The sequence below is a fragment of the Trichodesmium erythraeum IMS101 genome (assembly GCF_000014265.1).
Lineage (GTDB): Bacteria > Cyanobacteriota > Cyanobacteriia > Cyanobacteriales > Microcoleaceae > Trichodesmium > Trichodesmium erythraeum.
On the sequence record NC_008312.1, the window covers coordinates 3524475 to 3545565 of the forward strand.

At 35.0% G+C, this 21091-nt stretch carries 13 protein-coding genes; 4 read left to right on the top strand and 9 right to left on the bottom strand.

All coding sequences use genetic code 11. From position 1 onward, the window contains the following. Positions 1 to 45: 45 nt before the first annotated feature. The 9 genes from TERY_RS10780 to TERY_RS10815 all read right to left on the bottom strand — a co-directional run bounded on the left by TERY_RS10780 (position 46) and on the right by TERY_RS10815 (position 16742). Positions 46 to 3687: a tetratricopeptide repeat protein gene (locus tag TERY_RS10780; protein WP_011611862.1), complete on the bottom strand. Its 3642-nt coding sequence runs from the start codon at positions 3685 to 3687 to the stop codon at positions 46 to 48. Positions 3688 to 3878: 191 nt separating this feature from the next. After that, positions 3879 to 5138, bottom strand: coding sequence for a nucleotide sugar dehydrogenase (locus TERY_RS10785; protein WP_011611863.1), 1260 nt, complete (start codon positions 5136 to 5138; stop codon positions 3879 to 3881). A 43-nt stretch (positions 5139 to 5181) separates the two neighbouring features. Then, on the bottom strand, positions 5182 to 9984 hold the full coding sequence (locus TERY_RS25185) for a tetratricopeptide repeat protein (RefSeq protein ID WP_011611864.1): 4803 nt from the start codon (positions 9982 to 9984) through the stop codon (positions 5182 to 5184). A 1159-nt stretch (positions 9985 to 11143) separates the two neighbouring features. Next, positions 11144 to 11371 (bottom strand): hypothetical protein, encoded by a 228-nt coding sequence (locus tag TERY_RS10795; RefSeq protein ID WP_011611865.1) that lies wholly within the window; start codon positions 11369 to 11371, stop codon positions 11144 to 11146. A gap of 82 nt (positions 11372 to 11453) precedes the next feature. Beyond that, the gene (locus tag TERY_RS10800) at positions 11454 to 11663 is read right to left on the bottom strand and encodes a methyltransferase domain-containing protein (protein WP_011611866.1); all 210 of its coding nucleotides are present in this window, start codon (positions 11661 to 11663) and stop codon (positions 11454 to 11456) included. A 266-nt stretch (positions 11664 to 11929) separates the two neighbouring features. Next, positions 11930 to 12100 (bottom strand): hypothetical protein, encoded by a 171-nt coding sequence (locus TERY_RS32890; protein WP_011611867.1) that lies wholly within the window; start codon positions 12098 to 12100, stop codon positions 11930 to 11932. Positions 12101 to 12532: 432 nt separating this feature from the next. Beyond that, positions 12533 to 13261 (bottom strand): LPS export ABC transporter ATP-binding protein, encoded by a 729-nt coding sequence (gene lptB, locus TERY_RS10805; protein ID WP_011611868.1) that lies wholly within the window; start codon positions 13259 to 13261, stop codon positions 12533 to 12535. Between the two features lie 451 nt (positions 13262 to 13712). Further along, positions 13713 to 14231, bottom strand: coding sequence for an LptA/OstA family protein (locus TERY_RS10810; protein ID WP_011611869.1), 519 nt, complete (start codon positions 14229 to 14231; stop codon positions 13713 to 13715). 846 nt (positions 14232 to 15077) lie between these two features. Beyond that, the gene (locus tag TERY_RS10815; RefSeq protein ID WP_196797273.1) at positions 15078 to 16742 is read right to left on the bottom strand and encodes a mechanosensitive ion channel family protein; all 1665 of its coding nucleotides are present in this window, start codon (positions 16740 to 16742) and stop codon (positions 15078 to 15080) included. A 921-nt stretch (positions 16743 to 17663) separates the two neighbouring features. On the opposite strand from TERY_RS10815, the gene TERY_RS10820 reads away from it, so the two are divergent. From TERY_RS10820 to TERY_RS10830, 4 genes are all read left to right on the top strand, one after another. Beyond that, entirely contained in the window at positions 17664 to 18959 is a 1296-nt protein-coding gene (locus TERY_RS10820; RefSeq protein WP_011611871.1) for a glutamate-5-semialdehyde dehydrogenase, read from the top strand. Between the two features lie 683 nt (positions 18960 to 19642). After that, complete coding sequence (locus TERY_RS36770) at positions 19643 to 19924, top strand: phytanoyl-CoA dioxygenase family protein (RefSeq protein WP_370497040.1); 282 nt, start codon at positions 19643 to 19645, stop codon at positions 19922 to 19924. Then, a complete protein-coding gene (locus TERY_RS10825) occupies positions 19866 to 20327 on the top strand; it encodes a phytanoyl-CoA dioxygenase family protein (protein WP_370497042.1) in 462 nt (153 codons plus the stop codon). Before TERY_RS36770 ends, TERY_RS10825 begins: the two co-directional genes overlap by 59 nt. 86 nt (positions 20328 to 20413) lie before the next feature. Continuing rightward, on the top strand, positions 20414 to 21061 hold the full coding sequence (locus tag TERY_RS10830) for a methyltransferase domain-containing protein (RefSeq protein WP_011611872.1): 648 nt from the start codon (positions 20414 to 20416) through the stop codon (positions 21059 to 21061). Positions 21062 to 21091 lie beyond the last annotated feature (30 nt).

Consider the following 21091-nt stretch of genomic DNA (forward strand, 5'->3'; position numbering starts at 1 on the left):
ATGTTGGCCCGTAGAACAGACATCTTGTCTGTTCTGTGTAGGTTTTCATTGCCCTTTAAGTATTGCGGTAATTACTCTTTTCAATTTATCTATATTCATTTCAAAACCATTGAGCGTTTGGTCGCAATATAGTGGGTAAAAATTATGTTGGCCCAATACAGATACAGGGTAAAAAAACCTATCTATAAGGTATCTACCGGTGAATATCTCGACAACAGTGGTATTTGGATGACACATAAGAATGCAGCTCAACCCTGCGCCAATAGCACCAACTAAAACAGAAGTGTGGTGCATTAACATCGCTTTCTCCTCAAAACTCAACCTTTCGGCATAAACAATCGAAAATCCCAAACTCGCCATCAATTCTTCTACTTCTACCTCGTTAGCCATCGGTCGGCGAGGAGAATACCTTCTGGAAATATACACATAACGAGCGCGATATTCTGGAGGTATATCCGAACGCTTTGCAACAATTGATTCTCTCAATTGTCTGTAAAAATCAATCCTGTCTATATCGTATTGATAACGACTAATTATCAAGTATTTAAACTTCTGCTCTTGCTTTACCAAAATTTTCTCTTTTGGTATGTTCAAATGACTAAAGATTTCCCAGTGGCTATCCGTAATTTGGGGAACAAATATTGGGCAGGATAAATTCAGCTTTTGATAGAGAATTAAGCTAGGAATTTGGTCTAGGAGTAAATGGGCGTAGTTCTGATATGCACCCCAAATATGACCGATAACAGCCAAACTGAAAATTACATCATCTTCGTAATAATTATCCAGTACTGTTTTCCTAATAGCAATCTCCTCTAAAGTTGCTCTAGTATTTGCCATCTGACTATAATTATCATCTGGCGCAACGTCTTCCCTCGAACTGGCAGTCTTTTCACCAATAAATTCCTTAACAAATTTATCAGATATTCTCGGGTCACAACGATGAAAAATATATCCCTCAGAAACACAAAATGGAGACTCGCAAATAAAATCCTTAAATATCTCTATGGTTTGCCTGCTTCTCAACTTAAACGAACCTGACAATTTCCGCACGGTAGCTACAAAATACTCCTTATCTCGATCCATTAACTCGGGTAAATATTTGACCGTAGCTTGTACCTGAAATTTTGGCACCCGTTCGTCCGCGCCCATTATATAGCGTACCGACGATGACAAACCATCAAAACACAACTTATCCATCAATGGCAGTGGAATTTCCGAGCGAATTAGTTTAACCCTTTTATACTCGCTACTATTTAATCTCTGGGATTCTTCTTTCAGAAGTTGGATAGCCATATTGAAGTGTTTTAATATTAACAAATAGGACTTTTTAGGAACCTCTTGAGTAGCAATAACTTGGGAAAACAATTCTTTTAATATCTTTAATTTTGGCAGCAAGGGAGGAGCATCCTTCGCTACGGGGGCAAGATGATTACTTCTCCAATAAAATAGTACTTTATCTGTTAAGTTAGCTAAAGAAACAATATCCTTAATACTATCCGGTTGTTTCGTAACCAGTCGGTCGAGCAGCAAACCTAATTCCTGAATAGAAGTTAAAGATGTCCCCAGTAGTTTAACCTCTGGATATAAACCACGCTGCTGATGGAAACTTACAATCTCTTCGTACTTGGCGATCGCTTCACTCTCCCGACTCAAATTCTTTAACTCCACTGCCGCCAGTATATAAGCATCAATAGCTTTTTGAGGATGATAAAATTTAATCACTCGCTCAAATCTCTCCAGAGCTAACTCTCTATTTCCCTGTTGACTGGCTAAAATTCCGCCCTGGAGCAAGGTCGTTAAATCATTGGGATTCCTTTGCAAAGCCTGTAGAAATTTTTCCTCAGCCTCCGCAAAACGCCCCATAGCTATCAATTCCTTAGCCGCCTCACAGTATGCCGGAATATGCCCAGGGAACTTTTCGATCGCTTGTTCAAACCTTTGCCAGGCAAACTCCCGATTTCCCAACAGCCTCGCCAAAGCAGCACTTTTGTATAATCCTTCATGGCGAGCGGGATATAAAGCAATAACTTTTTCCCACCAAATTTCTGCTTCCTCATACCTAAACAAATTAGCCAGTACATCCCCTTTTTGCAAATAAAAATTAAAATGGCCGGGAAACTTAGCAATAGCATTTTCCCAACGCTCCAAAGCCAACTCCCAATCCCCTAAACTCTGAGTTAAAGCTGCACAACGTTCATAACCATCAGGCTGATTTGGATACTTTTCTATTAACTGTTGAAAAACCGCTTCTGCCTCATCAAAACGAGATAAATTGATTAAAGCATTGGCTTTTTGAACTTGAAAATCAATATTTTCGGGAAATTTGAATACCGCCTCCGACCACCGTTTTAATGCCAATTCCCAATCCCCTAAACTCTGAGTTAAAGCTGCATAACGTTCGTAACCATGAGGTCTATTTGGATACTTTTCTTTTAATTGTTGAAAAACCGCTTCTGCCTCATCAAAACGAGATAAATTGATTAAGGCATTGCCTTTTTGAACTTGAAAATCAATATTTTCGGGAAATTTGAATACCGCCTCCGACCACCGTTTTAATGCCAATTCCCAATCCCCTAAACTCTGAGTTAAAGCTGCATAACGTTCGTAACCATGAGGTCTATTTGGATACTTTTCTTTTAATTGTTGAAAAACCGCTTCTGCCTCATCAAAACGAGATAAATTGATTAAGGCATTGCCTTTTTGAACTTGAAAAACGATAGGTTTAGGAAATTTAATAATCGCCTCTGACCACAATTTTAATGCCAACTCCCCATCACCTAACCTATGAATTAATCTCGCATAATTCTCATAACCTTGAGGTTGATTTGGATACTTTTCTTTTAAATGTTGAAATACCGCTTTTGCTTCATCAAATCTGGCTAAATTGATTAAAGTATTACCTTTTTGAACTTGAAAACCGATATTTTCGGGGAATTTAAAAATCGCCTCCGACCACCGTTTTAATGCTAGTTCCCAATCCCCTAAACTCTGAGTTACCCTGGCATAACCATCATAACCATCTGGTAGTTCTGGATAAAATTTTATTAATTGTTGAAAAACCCTTTCTGCTGACTCAAATTTGCCTAAAGTCATTAAATTATTACCACAACTACGATAAATAGACATCGGTTGTTGAGGATTCAGAATTAATGCTTGTTGATAAAATTCAACAGCTTCCTTGATCTTTCCTGCCTCGTTTAATTTATTCCCGTTATCGATACAATTGAGAGCAATATCTGTTTCCAAGCGAGAGATTTTTTGAGTTGCCAGAGAGTGATTTGGATGAAGAGAAAGGATTTTTTGCCAAGTCTTGAATGCCTGCCATAAATCTAATTTAGCCTCATAAGCTAAGGCTAAAGTTTGATTATAAATAGCCAAGTCTGGCTCTAGAAAAATAGCTTTTTGCGAATAGTTAATAGCCTCATCTAATTTCCCTTGCTCTATTAAAGCCTCCGCTAAACTATTGTGCAAGGTAGCAGAATTAGGATTGAGTTTAATGGCTTTTCTATATTGGGTAACTGCATCCTGCCATTTTCCTTGTTGAAAAAACAACTGCCCCAAGTAATAGTAATTCCAAGCAAAATTGGGCTGTAATTCGATGAGTTTTTGATACTCTTTTTGGGCATCTTCTAATTTACCCGCCTGCAATAATTTGTTAGCGATTTTAAGGGAATTATTTGTGGCCATAACTTTTGGGGAACTTTGGGTCTTAGGATTTTGATTTTACACCATTTTTAATTAGGGTTTGCTGATTAAATATAAAAAACAGATAAAGGTTTTAGCCTTTTTAAGTCCTAAAAAATTACCTGGGTTTTGACTTTTGTCGTCACTTTCATGCAACAAAGCCCTATTTAATCTAAGTTGTGTAGCCACAATCTCTAAAGCGTTGCATCCGCCGAGGGCAAAAAGGACTTGACGTCAAAAATAACTTGCCCGTCATTCTTAGCCAAAGGAAGCTGTTTAAATTCATCGTGGGCAACAGCCAGTACAATTGCCTGATAGCTAGCAAGTTTTGGTAGATCGCTTAAAATATCAATATCATGCTCCTGCTTAACCTCCTCTGGCAATGCCCAAGGGTCATAAACATCTACAACACAACCAAAATCTTCTAATTCACGAATTAAATCTATTACTTTAGAATTACGAATATCCGAACAATTTTCCTTAAAAGTAATACCCAAAATTAGAACAGCAGCACCCTCAACTTTTTGCCCCTTTTTAATCGCGAGCTTAACAACCTGCTTAGCAACATAAATTCCCATATTATCATTGAGGCGTCGTCCTGCAAGAATAATTTCTGGGTGATAGCCTAGTTCCTGGGCCTTGTACGTTAAATAGTATGGATCTACTCCGATACAGTGTCCCCCCACCAGTCCTGGTTGAAAAGGCAAGAAATTCCATTTAGTAGCGGCTGCCTCTAACACTTCCCTAGTTTTGATCCCCATTTTATTAAAAATAATCGCCAACTCATTGACAAAAGCAATATTAATATCTCGTTGAGAGTTTTCAATTACTTTAGCTGCCTCAGCAACTCTTATAGAAGATGCTAAATGGGTTCCAGCTATGACAATCGTATTATAGAGTGCATCAACTTTTTGAGCTATTTCAGGCGTCGAACCTGAAGTGACTTTTTTAACTTTGGTAACTGTGTGTATCTTGTCACCAGGATTAATGCGCTCAGGGGAGTAACCACAGAAAAAGTCTTGGTTAAATTTTAAACCTGAAATCTTTTCTAACACAGGAACGCATTCTTCCTCTGTTGTGCCCGGATAAACAGTAGATTCATAAATGACTATATCATCCTTTTTAAGAATTTTACCAACTGCTTCGCTGGCTTGAATTAAAGGAACTAAATTTGGTTGTTTGTGTCGGTCAATCGGAGTTGGTACAGTTACAATATAAATATTGCAATTAGCAATATCCTCAATAGAGGTGGTGACGCGAAATCCTGTTTCAGATATAACTGAAGCTAAATAATCGTTGTCAACTTCGAGGGTGCTATCAAATCCTTGATTCAGTTGTTCAACTCGCGTTTGTGAAATGTCAAACCCAAGGGTTGGAAACTTTTGAGCAAATTCAACCGCAAGGGGTAAACCAACATATCCTAAACCAATCACAGCTATTTTAATGTTCTGCATTTTTTATTTGATGAAAAATATACTTTATTTTTTTGCACAAAAATTAATCAACAGACCAGCTTTCAAAAAAGGTTGCATCTGTTGGAAATTTTTTAAAGTATTCATAATGGCTAACACCTGATATTGAGATCATCACAACCGTTTCATAAAAAACTGGAAACTCAAATTTAAACCCCTGAATCTTAGGTGGATGTTTTGATGAATCGAAGTGATGCTGATCTATGGGAGCATTAATCGACTGTACATGGTTGTCATCAGAGGACAAAATTGGTTTTTTACCATGAATTGAAAACTTCTGCAAAAGCCCTTCATCTTTTAACTCCTTCATTAACTTAAACAAAGATAGAGTAGTCATCTGATTCGGATGTCCAGTCCAATCAGAGAAAAACAATTTGAGTCCATTTTGGAATAAATAACCATCCGCATCAAAATAGGGTTGCTTGATAAAAACAAAATCAGTAGATACTTGGCAAGCTTTTCGTACAAAAGCTTTAACATCGTTTTCGCTTGGCAAATTCTGAAGTAAGTGGGAGAGAACTGTAAATCTTACCAGTTTTTTTGTAGGAATATTGTTTATATCAAATATCACAGCATTATGACCAGCAGCTTTCGCTTGAGCTATCTTTTTGGGATCGATATCAATTCCCAAACCCTGTTTACCACCAAAAAGGCGTTTGCTCCAGTTTAGGGAATTTCCTTTTGAACAACCAAAGTCAAGATAGTCAAAATTTCCTTCCCGCAATATTTTTATGAATTCATCTCTTGGGTTAATAGATATTTTTTCCGCATTGGATATTCTATAATTTTTTGTATCATCAGAATCGGGGTTAATAACAAATTCTTTAATTCTCTCAAATGCAAATTTCCAATCCATTTTTTTTGTTGTTTCTAGCCCTCCTTTGATAATTTGCTCCCTTAGTTGGTTATTTTCTAATAAACGAATAATGTTTCCAGCAACATCATCGGGTAAGAGAGACGATAACAGTGAATTTTGTTCGTGCTGAAAAAGCCATGAAGTTCCTAAGTTATAATTACTAACTGTAGCACAGCCTGAAGCCATATATTCAAGAGGTTGGTAGGATGGATGTGGGGTCAGCATAAAGACTAAGCCCACATGACTATTTCCATAAAGCTCTGCTACTTTTTCCAAGCTGTCAAGCACACCTAAGTTCTCAATAATGCTTTCGAGGCCATAATCCTTGGGATTCCAATCGCTACCAACAGAGACGATTCTTACATTGTCCTGGAAATGTAACTTGACAAGCTTTAAAGCCTCAATCCCCAGAACAAAAGCATTTCTTTTATTTTTCGGTCTGCCATAAAATACAACTTGCCACGGTAGTTTGTTTTTACTATAAGGTTTCGGATAATAAATACTCCGATCTATTCCCGGAGTGAAGTATGTTACATTATCTCCATATTGCTTGTACTTTTCCGCTATTCCTAAAGAATTGGCAATGCAATGAAAACCAAAGCGGTAAGTCATATCAATCGTTCCACTCACGCTACCAGCTGGATAGAATAACGACTCATCATCTTGCATAAAGTAAAATTTGGCTTGGCAATTATTGTATCGAGCAAGTAGATAAGCTGTATGCCAAGCTGTGCAAAAAGCTATATCTGTTCTGGGAATTTCTTTTGGGTTATCATCAAAATTAAAAACAATTAATTCAAAATTTAGGTCAGGGAAGAATTTTTTTATTGTAGATTTGTCTAAAAATACCTCTGTCGGAGAAGTCATTTGAATTAAAAAAACGTTTTTACTATTCCAGGACCGTGAAAATTCCTCGGCTACCATAAATACAGTTCTAATTCCTCCCGCTAATATATTTCGACAGTTAGGGATAATCCATAACACTTTTCCTGGAGGCTCTTCTAAGGGCTTACCTCTCATGTTTTCAGTAAAAACGCTGTTCTCCTGTAGCTCCTGTAATGAAATTTTTACCAGCAGTAGCTCTTTAGGAAAAATTACCGAATTTATTTTTGTGAGCTGACTTAAATCGTAGTTGGCTAATTTTTGGGGAGAATCTGACGGTCCAGAGCTTTCTGGCAAATTTGTGCTTTTCGGTAGATCGGAGCTTTCTGGCAAATTTGTGTTTTTCGGCACAGATGAAAGTTTAGTAAGTCCCTTTTCTAGAACTTCAACGCCATAATACTCCCCAGCATAAGCCCGTAAACGTTTAAGAAATGGATGAAAATTTAGAGAAATCACAGCTCTTTTGATTCGTTTCTCTCCATGTCTGGCTCTTAGTGCATTCCCACCTGCTTCAGCAAGGACACTTCTAGTTTCCGCACCAAAACTCTTTGATTTGGCATGAAAAACATAGCAATGGGTTGCCAATGCATGGGTAAAACCTGCATTCAAGGCGCGCATAGAATAATCATCTTCCTCCCCATATCCTTTGGGAAAAGCTTCTTCATCAAAGTAGCCAATAGCATCAATAACTTCGCGCTTTATACCATAACAAAAACCATTAATTAAAGGAACCCGGGGGAAATGCCCAAACCAACCGTATTGCTCGCAGAACTTATCCATGTCAGCTACAGTCTTGCCCTCTGGAAGTTCATTGATTATCATTCCACCGTTCTTTGGATCTTTGACAAAAGGTAATGATTGCCATGATGCTGCATTACTCATGGGACCTACTACACCTATCAAATTACTACTCGTTGCAGTTTGCAAAAGTTTCAAAGCCCAGTCTGGGCTTACTATAGTATCACTATTTAAAAGAATAACAAACTCCGCATCAGCAATCTGCATTCCTAAATTTGCAGATTTTGTGTAACCCTTAGCTATCTCATGTCGAACTAAAGTAATGCTATGGTTTTGTGCAGCAATCTGTTTTAGGTAGTCCCAGGTGTCATGATCAGAACCGTCATCCACAATAATAATCTTATGGCTTGGCAAAAGATTGACAAGCACAGAATTAATACAATTTTTAACATGCTCAAGGGCATTGTGTACACAAATGACAATATCAATAGGAAAAGCACTTATGCTTTTTAAGGAATTTCGATCGTAAGGCTTAGTTTTTGAGTGCCAAAATGGAGTTTGTTCAAAGGCAAATTCTTTAGGCAGGAAAGAGGGTATCTGATAGGGGATATCTCTTGTGGTAGATCTTAACCCATGCTGAAAGAAGCCAAATCCTGGGTGGTTTCTTGTTGATCGCCCTTTCTTCATCAATGGAATCCACTTTAAGTCAGTTTTCCATAGAGCAAACATTACGGAAAGCTGGTCTCTTTTACTATATTTTTCTATTTCTTCCCACCATAAATTGTGCAAGTTCCTAATACAATTGTCGTTATGTTTACGAATCATAACACCTGTCTCTATTAATCCTAATTCATAGGGCAGACCTTCCTGTTGATAGTGAGTAGTTTGCTCTTCAATTGTATCTTTGTCGTCTTTCTCTTGCTGGCTACATATATTAGCTTCTTGATAAGTACAATTCCTATATGGGTGAGGGATAGCTGCAAACAATTGCTGATTTTTGATAAAACTATTCAGAAACTCCTCCAGAAAATTGGATTTAACCAGAATGTGCGCATCTATCCAGATACTATACTCATAGTTATTGAAATAAATATGAGGATGTGTTTTTACATATCGAGCAGTGCGAGTGCTATCTTCATGTATGTAATCGAAATGACGAATTTCCCAACAATGCTCCCCTGGATATTGCGCTCTATCCGTAAAGCAAACATAATCCCAGTCAGGGCATAAAAACTCTGGTATTTTTAATACATCATAGTTATTGCAAATGGCTGTATAAACAACCACGTTCTTTTTTTTGGACTTTGACGCCTTTAAATATTTCCGCACCCTTTCTAGCAACTGCTTATCTGCAATCTGTTTAGGACTTACAGACTCAGTATCAATCTGTTGCCCCCGCTGATAAACCTTAACAGCCTCCTCCCTCTTCCCCAACTCCCTCAAAACATTCCCTAAGTGCTGCCAAACCACGGCAGATGCTGGATGCAACTCCGCTGCCTTCCGTAACTCAATCTCTGCCTGGACCCAATACTTCAACTGCATCAAAGCATACCCCAAATGATGCCGAAACTCAGCCGACTTCGGATTAATTTCCACTACTAACCGATACTTAACAACCGCCTCCTCCCATCGACCCAACTGCGACAAAGCTTGACCAAACCCAAACAAAAACTCCTCAGACTCATCAAACAGATGTGCGCTCTGACGATAACATTCCACAACTTCCGACCATCGTCCCAACTTACCCAAACTTGCAGCCCAACCCATACAGCATTCCAATTTACCATAATTAGTTTCCCAACTCTGACGATAAAATTTCACCGCTTCAGACCATTGCTGTTGCCCAAACTTTATGTCTCCCAAGTAAAAATAAGCCTCTGATACATAGAATGTCATTAAGGAAGTTCCATATACCTGCTTTGCCTCCTCCTCTAGAGGGAGAGAGTCAACACAGAAGTCAACCACCTGATAGAGAGATTCCTCCGCGTCCGACCATTGTCCCAAATGCACCAATGCCCTCCCTAAACTTAAATAAAACTCCGGCACATTTGTTTTCTTTTCCACCGCTTGCCGCAAATAACCCACAGCTTCCTTATACTGGCCTAACTTGTTTAACATTGCCCCTAACTTATAAAGAGACCAAGCAGAATTAGGGTTGATGGCCAATGCCTCACGAAAAGCAGCAGCAGCTTCTTTGATGCGTCCTGCTTTGATCAATGCCTCTCCTAAATTATGGTGAGAACAATAGAATTGGTTACTTTTAGTGGTGGCCTTTTTGTAAAAAGCGATCGCTTCCTCTATTTTTCCTTCCTTAAATAGTTGATTTGCCTGAGCGAAAGAAGTAGCAGTCATTTTTTGAATCTTAATTTAAAAATAAGTTTTAGGGACTAAATTCTAAGCTTAAAGTATAAGGCGAGCTGTAGTAATGGAAGGAAAATGTACGCGCTTGGCTGTAAAGCATACCCTTCAATAGATGATATATTTTGTCTAAGTATTTTGTTAGTTATTATGGGCCTTGCTGAATTTAGGGATTAATGTAGAATCTAACTGCAAAAATCACTAACTATACACCACTACCTATGATTTAAACAGGACTTACGCATTTTTTTGTGCACATATAGTGTTGACCGTCACCAGAGATATTAAGAAGTTCAAACCCTACTTCAGCAAACATTTCTGAACTATAATCATAATCCAACTGTCATAATAATTCTTATTGGTTTTTATTGATAACTCTCCTTCAGTTTTTTTAGTCAAATTAATTGGTGTTATTGAATTAAGGGATGAATCTATAAGGGAACAGACACATTCCAAAACTTGTCGAAACTCTTTCATACAATATCATTCCGATACGCAAATACGTAACTCCAATTAATTTAATTCCTTAGTCCATCTATTGGAATTTTTCGGACTTGAAGTATAGTAAAAGTTATACAGCAAATTAAGTCGTATATAGTCAAATTAATATCAAATATTTTCGCGCTATTTTTACTAACCAGCTACTAAAATATTTGACAAAATTTAATAACTATCTCCAATACGTTTAATAGTAGAATCAAACTATCTAAGAATTAAAGAATAAATGACAATAATCATAAAAATTAATAAATACTCAGAGCATATAGTAGAATCAAACTATCTAAGAATTAAAGAATAAATGACAATAATCATAAAAATTAATAAATACTCAGAGCATTTAGTGATTTGAAATCCTTAATTTATGAGATTAGTTAAGAGACATATTATTCAGAAAAATTATCGGTTTTATGCTTAAATTTACCCACTGTATTTCTTGTATAAAAATCTTTATAACTGTGCTAATTATTTAATTCGTAAGTCGGGGGTCCTTGAAAAGACTTATCGTCACTATTATGAGCTACAAAATATACTGCAATCCCAACCATAAACTTAAATTTTTAAGTATTTTTTAAGTAGGTATAATATTTTCCTGATTTTCCTAGTGTGATGTCTTTTTCTATAAATCCTGCTTTTTTAGAATCATAGTATAGGTTTAATAATTGAGTAATTGAAGTTTTACTGTGTGTTGTTCTAATAACTCCTCATTTTCATAAAAAAAATAATCAAGAATAGCATAACATTCATTTTTAATTAATTCAGTAGTCGCAATTCTTTTATTAACAATACCATTATCCAATTTCACTAAATTATCTCCATAAGCATTAAAAGCACTAATTATTAACAGACCTCCTGCTTGAAGATATTTAGAAACAAAATCCAAGCTTTTCTGTATATATCAAAAACTAAAAATGTGGCTAGCCAACATTGTTTCTGATTTGGGATTGCTATTTAAAAAAAAACGTCTACGCAGCACCACGAGAATAAGCCACATCGAATTTTTTACCAATATCTAACTCAGAAACATTTTGAAAATATAAATCAACTTTTTTTCCTAGTCTTTTTTGAGCTTCTTCTAATAAAGATTCACTAGTATCAATTCCAGTTATTCTATAGTCAGGTTCAATTTGCAGTAAATTTTCTACTATTAAAGCAGTACCTATTCCTATATCCAATAAATCTCTAGCTTATCCCATTATTTGAGCAAGGTCAGTAGCAATTTCATAATAATTTCTATTTTTTTTGAACAGCATCACTATAAAATTTAGCAACTCCTTAATATTAATTGTTCATTAGTTCAAATGCTCCTACTTAAAAATTATATTTTTTTCTAGTTTACGGTACTTTTTAAGATAGTAAGTAGAGTTTATTACTAATCTTTTTCCCAGGTTCTCTCAACCTATCAAACTTTGTAACTCATTAACTAAAAAAATGCTGTAAATTAATTTAATTCTTTAGTCAATATATTGAGATTTTCTGGAGTTGGAGTATGAATATAAGCATGTTTTTTAGATAAAAACTTTGCCCCTGTCTCCGTTTCCATTTCTGTAATTATTCTGGCAAAACCAGCATTTTTAGTTACTTCATGAACTTGATAAACAATCGCATTCAAAACCTCATAGCGGAACTTTAGGTGTAATTCGATAGTAAAAATCCACCCTAAATCACAATCTTTTTTCCCTTCTGGTTTATAAGCAGGAATAACAAAAAAAGCTCCCAGAATATTGTTATCTAAATCTAGTGCAATAATATGCTTTATACCTTCTTGATAAGGTTCCCTAAGATTTTTTAAAGTATGTTCTGCTCGACGAGTTCTGACAAAATTATCATTAAACTCTGAATCTACAAATACTCTATATAAAATTGCGTCAATCTCATCCCAACAATTGAAGACAAATTAATAATCAACAACTTTTATTTGATAATCTCTTTTTGATTTATTTAAATGAAATGTATTATTAGTTATCTCTGACATAATTTAGTTTATACCTTTAGTAATTAACATTATTAAAAACTTGATAACTATCTAATTCGATTATAATAATCAAAACTGAAATTTATCACCCAAATAATATTGACGTACTAAGGGGTTGTTATAAAGTTCTTCTGCTGTTCCAGATGCCAAAATTTGTCCATCTCGCATAATATAAGCTCTATCTGTAATTTCCAAAGTTTCTCTCACATTATGATCCGTAATTAAGATGCCCATCTTTTGTTCTCCTAACTTTGCTACTATCTTTTGAATTTCCGAAATAGCTATGGGATCAACCCCCGCAAATGGTTCATCTAAAAACAAAAATTTCAGTCCATCTCGGTTAGAAGCTAAAGCTCTAGCTAGTTCTGTTCGCCGACGTTCTCCCCCTGAAACTTGAGAACCATTAGTAGAAGCTATTTTTTCTAAACGAAACTCATTTAATAGAAACTCTAAGCGCTGTTTCCATTCACGACGAGGCACTTTTGTTTGTTCTAAGACCAAGAGAATATTATCTTTGACACTAAGGTTACGAAAAATACTAGGTTCCTGAGCTAGATAACCAATACCAAGTTTTGCTCTTTTATCCATTGGTAAAGCTGTTATATCTAACTCATTAAAAAAAACAGTACCCAGGGAAGGTTTTTCTAGACCCGTAGCAATATAAAATGTAGTAGTTTTACCAGCACCATTAGGACCGAGTAAGCCAACAATTTCTCCCTGATCAATAAATATATTAACTCGACTCACAACGGCACGACTACCATAATATTTGTGAATATTCTCAAGAACAATTTTCATATTTGAGTTAGAAGCCAACTTTTAAACATAGAATTATATATTAAACCTCAATAATTAAATCCAATGTGTAAATTTTTCAACAAACTATATTAATAATCAATATCCCATCAATTCTAGACTAGTTTAATAAAATTCATTAACAAAAATTGCTAACTATATTAATTACCATATTAGTAATAGTAAGGGTGATAAAGATTTATTAAATAAGGTAGAGATATTACATACAACGTAAGTACCTTAAGACAAGAAAAAGTCAATATTGAAAAAGAGGGATAAAATGATAGAAATAGCTGTCTCAAATGAATTGGAGCAGCTTTTTTTAGCATCTCTGATCGAGATTCTAGACGTACTATGGTCAGGTGCATTCTTTATTCAAAGTATTATAAATAAAAAGACTTTAAGTTTTAGGCAACAGCCCCAGAAAGCAACCTGGAATAGGGAATAATTTAGATTATGGACTAATTGGAGTTTTAAAGGCAGGCTTAGGATTAAATGGTGCACTAACAGCACCTTCTATATCTGCTCCTTGACCAGTAGGAACTACATATACAGACTCTACTTGCCCTTGTGACTGGGGTAAAGCAATAAAACGTCCTTCATCTATTAGATAGGTGACAGTTTCTCCCCGAATTGTATTGCCATCTTGTAGTATAAATACATCTCCACTAAGAACAATTCTACGCTCTCGGCTGAAATATTGAGCTTGAGCTGCTGTTGCTTGAATTTTGCGGGCAGGGTAGTTAATTTGGACGTTACCACGAGCTGTAACAACTCCTGTTCTAGCATCAGCTTCTTGAATATCGGAGCGAACAGTAAGACTACGACCTGAAGAATTTTGATTTCTTGGGGGTTGGTTAGGGTTAATTTGAGCAAAGGTAGGATATGTAATAGAATTGAATATACTTAGAGGCAATATCAAGAATAATCCTTTTAATACCAGTGATTGTGATATTTTTTTATTAAGTATCATTTGTCATTAAAATTAGGTGAAAAATTGTCAAGTGGTCCACCATCTCAATTATTGGGTATATAGCGCTACCCACAAGTCAGAACTCAGACCTCAGAACTCAGAAGTTATTTTTGAGTAAATTTCAGCATTTATAAATGTCCTAATCTTGAGCTTCGACTGGTATAAATTAAGCATCTGTTTATTTTACCGAAAAATTGGGCTTAAAGCCTCCCTGTTCTAGGACTACTTTTTAGTTGTTTTTTATACATCTGCTATTACTTTATTTTCTAACAGCCGGAGAGAATATCAAACAATTTTCAGATGTAGTCACCATAGACTAATACCCACACTAAAGCAACGGAGATTACTTTTAAGATATTTCAGTACTTCTGAGATAGGATTAACTTAGACGAAAAATTTCATTTACCCTTTTGCCAAAACTTCAGTAACTCCTTAAAACCTTTGAATGTCTCTCGCTCTTACAAACTATATAAGTCTGCTCCACAGCAATAATATGTGTATAGCCGATAATAATGAGGATTAAGCTTCATTTGAGTAGCCAACCATGGACTTTATGAGAACTTCTCTGCTTTCAAACTATCCCTACTAAGCATATCTCAAGTGGATTTATAGAACTTATTTGAATCTGTGTATAAATACTCTAATACAACGGTAATTCCTAAATTGTGAGAAAGCTAATTTACTTGTGCTATAAAAGGTTTAGCCATACTTTGATTATATACTCGAGATTTAATAAATCCCTTAAGTCTTCTTGCGGCCACTCACCACAAAATATGGGGTTACCAGACTCCTGCTCTTTTTTAGATGCGCCCAAATTACCACTTATAAAAATATAATTTTTTCAATTTAAATCTTATATTTTGAAATTATTGTAGCATTAACAGGAATGTTTTCTCTCTCAAAATTTTCTTTCAATCTGTAGCAAAACTCACGAGCTACATTCCACTGTTTTCTTGGTTTTGTTTTGACTCTAATTGTAATTTCTACATCCATTTTATTAATACTATTAACGGCTAAAATACTTGCAAAATCTATAATTTTATCTCTCCAATTTGCATCATTTATTAACTCATTATTAACTTTATTAATTAACTTTAGTGCTTGACTTAAATTAGTATCCAAATTAACTTTTATTTTCAAATCAATACTTGCCCAATCTTTAGTAAAATTATTTATAATAGTAACTTTACTATTAGGAATAGTCGTTAAACTTCCTCCAGTATTACGCAATTGTGTCACCCGAAAATTCATATCTTCTACATAACCAATAGTATTATCTAAGTCAATCAGGTCCCCTATTGCATATTGATCTTCCCCCAAAATAAAAATTCCACTTATTATGTCTTTAACTAAATTATCACCACCCAAAGAAACTGCAAAACTAATAATTCCTAAACCAACTAATATGATAATTATAGAAATATTTAATTGGTAAAATATCAAAAGTATACAAATAAAAACCAATATAAAAATTACCATTCCTTGCAATGTATGGGAAAAAGTAATTGCTCTTGATACTGTTCTCTGAATATAAGATTCCATATCTAGTATATGAAAACTATTAATGGTAAACGAGTTGATTACAACTGGACTAATTTTAATTATTAAGTAAGTACCGATGATTATAGTTAATACTGTGGCGTAAGAAAGTAATAAAATTTGTAGCCAACGACTATAAGGAAAATTTCCTAAAATCCAGCTAATACTATACAGCCATAGAATTATTTTAGTTACTTGCAATAAACTTCTAAAAAAAGAATTTTTATATTGCTTTTGTTCCCAGATTAACTGTTGTTTTTGTCCAATGTTTAATTCTGGTTTGACTGAAGTTAATTGTTGCTGATTTCTCAACTCATCTATTTGTGTATAAGAAAATTTTAAACCTTCTATTAACTTTTGGAGTTTTTGATATTTCTCGAAGCAGTATTTTTGCCAAGTTGATATGAGAAAGCTCAACAGTATCAAAGTTAATATTATTCCTGTAGAAATTAAAGTTTGCCTGAATAAATAGTCTGGTTGTCGCTCTCTCTGTGCCCTAATTAAAGCATCTCTCATAAAACCAATAATCTGATTAGCTAAATCTTGTCTAGATATGCCATGAATCTGAGCATCTAAATCTGTAATAGCAATTAATTCTTGATTTTTTAGTTCTTCTGCATCAGAAGCAAATACTAAAGTCTGGTTTTCCAGGATTTCAAGAGTTAATTTTAAAGTATCTGCATCAAAGCAATTTTTAATCGTTTGTATAAGATTATTTTCATACAGTCTGACTCGAATATTTAGAGGAGATGTATTGCTATTTCCTTGAATTTCTTGCCCTGCTATTGCTGCGACTTTTAATATTTCTCTACCGTCTATTTTGATAGGTTTATAAACTATGTTGCTCCGAGGTGTTAATAAGTTAAAAGGGGCGATATTTTCAATATTACTATTTTGTGTTTTTTCTGAATTATTAACTAATGCTAAGTTACTTTTGTTAATGGTAAGAATGAAGATTGACAGACTCAACACTATTACAGTTATAATTTTTGATATTTTATAGCAATTGTAGAATAAATTTTTTTTGATAAGCAGGAGGTTTAATAAAATAAGTTTAAAAATTTGCATAAGCTATTAGATATACATAGGACTTACAAAAAAAACTGGCTGGCTCGACCAAATTTTCCATAAGTGCGAAAAACAATGATCGGGGCAATAAACCTGGTTTCTTATTAGGTATGTAAGTCTTGATAAAATTAGTCTACTGATTGATTTCTATCCGGAAGTAGAAGTATCCGGACAGAAGTCTTAGTGTTTTACTAATTAGTTAATGAGATAAGTAGCTAGGTAAAATTTAAGGTAAAATAGAAGGTAGTGTCATATATATAGTAAGAAGTTAATTAAATCATTAACTTATGATATAATTGTCCTAAATATTACTTGATAATTTGTTGAAAAATAAAATTTTGTTTCTTGGACGATATAGCGGCCAAACTTGCAACAGCTATATCACTTCCTGATAATTTTATTACTACATCTGCAGGACGGGAAAATAGAAAATATTCCTCATATTAATTTGAGTATTCAGCTATTAGTTTCATTGTCTTTAAAGGATAAATTAGTATCCTCATAATTTTAAAAAATTCAAAGTACTAGTAATACTAAGTTTGAAAAAGAATGCACTTCACTAGGTGTCTTTTAATAAAAATAGCTGAAAAAGATCATATCTAATTAATTTGAGATAGTTATATCTATCATTTCTCCTTTGGTTTTAATATTTTCTCCTTCTTCCTTTTTCTTTCGGATGTAGAGACATTGTATCTAACACCTCTACTATATTTAATAAACATTGATCACACTTGGTCTAAAAGCCTAGTTGAAAATATAATTAATAATAATTAGCAAAAAATGATACAGTAGGAAAATAATTATTAAAATTTTGCCGAAAGTAAAATGGTTACAGAAGTTTCTTTGATTGAAATAGCTAAAACCACCCGCCAAGCAGCACAAAAATCAGCAGTGTTATCCACAGAAGCCAAAAATCAAGCTATTGAAGCAGTTGCCCAGGCATTAGAAAAAGCTACACCAAAAATTATTACAGCAAACCAACTTGACTGTCGAATAGCTGAAACTGATGGAATTGCCAAACCCCTATACAATAGATTGAAAATGGATGAGGCTAAACTCAACAGTGCGATCGAAGGTTTACGTAACGTTGCTACTCTTAGGGATCCTATAGGTGTAGTACAAATACATCGAGAACTCGATGCAGGATTAATTCTCAAGCGTATTACTTGTCCCCTGGGTGTTATTGGTGTCGTGTTTGAAGCCCGCCCAGATGCTGTAATTCAAATTTCAGCTTTGGCAATTAAATCAGGAAATGGCGTCATTCTTAAAGGGGGTAAAGAAGCAACTAATTCATGTCTTGAGTTAGTGACAGCAATTCGCCAAGGTTTATCTACAACTTCTGTTAACCCTGATGGGGTACAGTTATTAACTACCCGGGAAGAAACTCTGGAGTTATTGAAGTTAGATGAATATGTGGATTTAATTATTCCCAGAGGTTCTAATTCCTTTGTGAAATTTGTTCAAGAAAATACCCAAATTCCAGTTTTAGGTCATGCTGAAGGAATTTGTCATGTCTATGTAGATAAATTTGCAGATATTCAAAAAGCAGTAAAAATTACTATTGATGCCAAAACTCAATATCCTGCTGCTTGTAATGCTGCCGAAACTTTGTTGGTACATACTGATGTTGCTGCCAAGTTTCTCTCAGAAGTTTTCCCAGAACTAGAAAAACGTCAGGTTGAGTTACGGGGTGATAGAGCTACTCAGCAAATTTTATCATCAGTTAAGGAAGCGACAGATCTAGACTGGGCAACAGAATACAGTGATCTAGTTTTATCAGTTAAAGTAGTAGATAGTTTAGACTCAGCGATCGCTCATATCAATAATTATGGTTCCGGACACACAGATGCTATCATAACTGAGGATGGAAAAGCTGCGGAGATATTCCTCGCACAAATAGGTTCTGCTGGGGTATTCCATAACTGCTCAACTAGATTTTCTGACGGTTTCCGTTATGGTTTTGGCGCTGAAGTCGGAATTAGTACACAGAAAATGCCACCAAGAGGTCCAGTAGGTTTAGAAGGATTAGTCACTTATAAATATCAAATTGTTGGTGATGGTCATATTGCTGCCACTTATTCTGGTGAAAATGCTAAACCATTTACTCACCAAGATTTTTGACGCAGAAATAAAGGCCTTGGTCAATTTAGCTATGATTTTCCTGCTTAGGGGTTAAGGAGCATTGACTTAATCAAAGAATAACTATATAAGTAGAGACGTTGCATACAACGTCGGTACAAATTAGTTCCTTCTTAATTGAAACTTGTACATCATTTGTCCAAAATATGCTGTATAATCAGGTTTATTACCCTGACTATTTTTGTTCAAACCAAGAAATTTCACATTATTAAGACTTACGCAGAGACTGCTTATATAGCGTTCAAAACTATAACGTTATAGTTTTTAGACTCTATATATAGTACCTTGGCGTAAGTCCTAATTATAACCTGACCACTGCATAATATCATGTCCGGATAATCAGTGATCAAAAAACTTTATCCCTTCCAACCTTTTCTTCCCTTCTGCCTTCTGCCTTCTGCATAAGTACCCTCCTTTCTCCAAAGTGTAACTATTCAACTGGACATGATATAAGTCCTGATAATTTTGTTTCTTGTGTGGGTAATTAATGTTAAGTTCAAAACTTGATGGTAGATTTATGTATGATGTATATCCAACAAGAGCAAGAAAAAACTTATGAAGAAAAAAGCTTTTTGCTTCTAGAAAGTCTTCTGTCTCAAAAATAGGTTGCAGCGATCGCCGCTAAATTATCAAGTACCTCTTGGAAAGAAATCCCAGGGACAGTTTTGGAAGAAGATGGCAAGACATTACGAGCAATTCATGAAGTTCCAAGCAAAATGGGTGTATTAGAAAAGATTTCTCAACACCCTAAACTTGTTGAACCTGCAATGCAAATTCTGGGAAGTCAGGTCTACGTCCATCAATTAAAAATTAACTTCAAAGCTGCCTTCACAGAGAAAGTTTGGCCTTGGCATCAAGATTTTATTTTTTGGCATAAAGGAAGACGGAATGCCAGAACCAAGAGCAGTAAATGTTGCTATCTTTCTAGAAGAAGTCAACCAATTTAATGGGCCACTTTGTCTAATCCCTGGCTCCCATAAAGAAGGAATAATTAGCTCTCTAAATCAGATTGAAAGAGATTGGGCATCTATAGAAAATGATGAATGGACTTTGAATTTTCAGGCAAACCTCAAATACACAACCTCTGAAAAAATCGTGAGTAACCTCGTCGAAAAATATGGAATAGAAGCTCCCAAAGGTGTGGCGGGTTCTGTGCTATTTTTTCATCCCAATATTGTTCATGGTTCGACAAATAATATCTCTCCAATTTCAAGAAAAATGGCTATTATCACCTATAATAGCCTTGAAAATATTCCGGTTTCTGTGGAAAATCCCCGTCCCGATTTCATAGTAGGTCGAAACTATGCAGCAATCAAGCCTTTGGCATATCAAGTCCTAAACAATATTTGACCAAACAATTAAAGCAGAGATAGAATTTAAACCTATTTTTTAGTTCTGTTTTGTGTATATCCTACTAACACAGAGGAATATCTACTATGACTAATTGGGGCAATAAATTTAAAACTAAAGATATAGATCCTGAAAACCTTATAGATCACTATAATCAATATGCTGAAGAATTTGATGAACATGTGAAACATGAATTGTGTGGTAATGGAGAAAATATTCCTGTTGTAGTGACAGCAGAACTATTTGCAGAAACTGTTCCCTACCAAGAGTTGATGAAAATATTAGACATGGGAGCAGGTACAGGGGAACAAGGAGAACAACTGACTAAACTGGGTTACAAAAATGTAGAACTTACTGCTTTTGATCCCTCTGAAGGAATGTTAAATATCGCCAAAAAGCGAAATATTTATTCAGAGTTTATCCAAGGTTATTTACCTGATTCTGGTTTGGCTTCTGATTGTTTTGATGCTATTATTTGCGTAGGGACTTTTACTCCAGCACACGCTCCTGCCGAATCTCTCCACGAGCTGGTTAGGATTACAAAGAAGGGAGGCTATATTGTTTATAGTATTCGGAAGCACTTTTATGAAGATATAAATAGTCGCTTTCAAGCCGTAGAAGAAGAACTAACACAAGCTAAAAAGTGGAAAATGATTGCTAAAAGAGAAGATGAATATCTACCTCTTGAGAAAATCAAAGCCTATTACTTTTGTTTTCAAGTGTCTGGAGATTGAAATCTCGGTTTGAAAGCAAAAGTCTTTTCA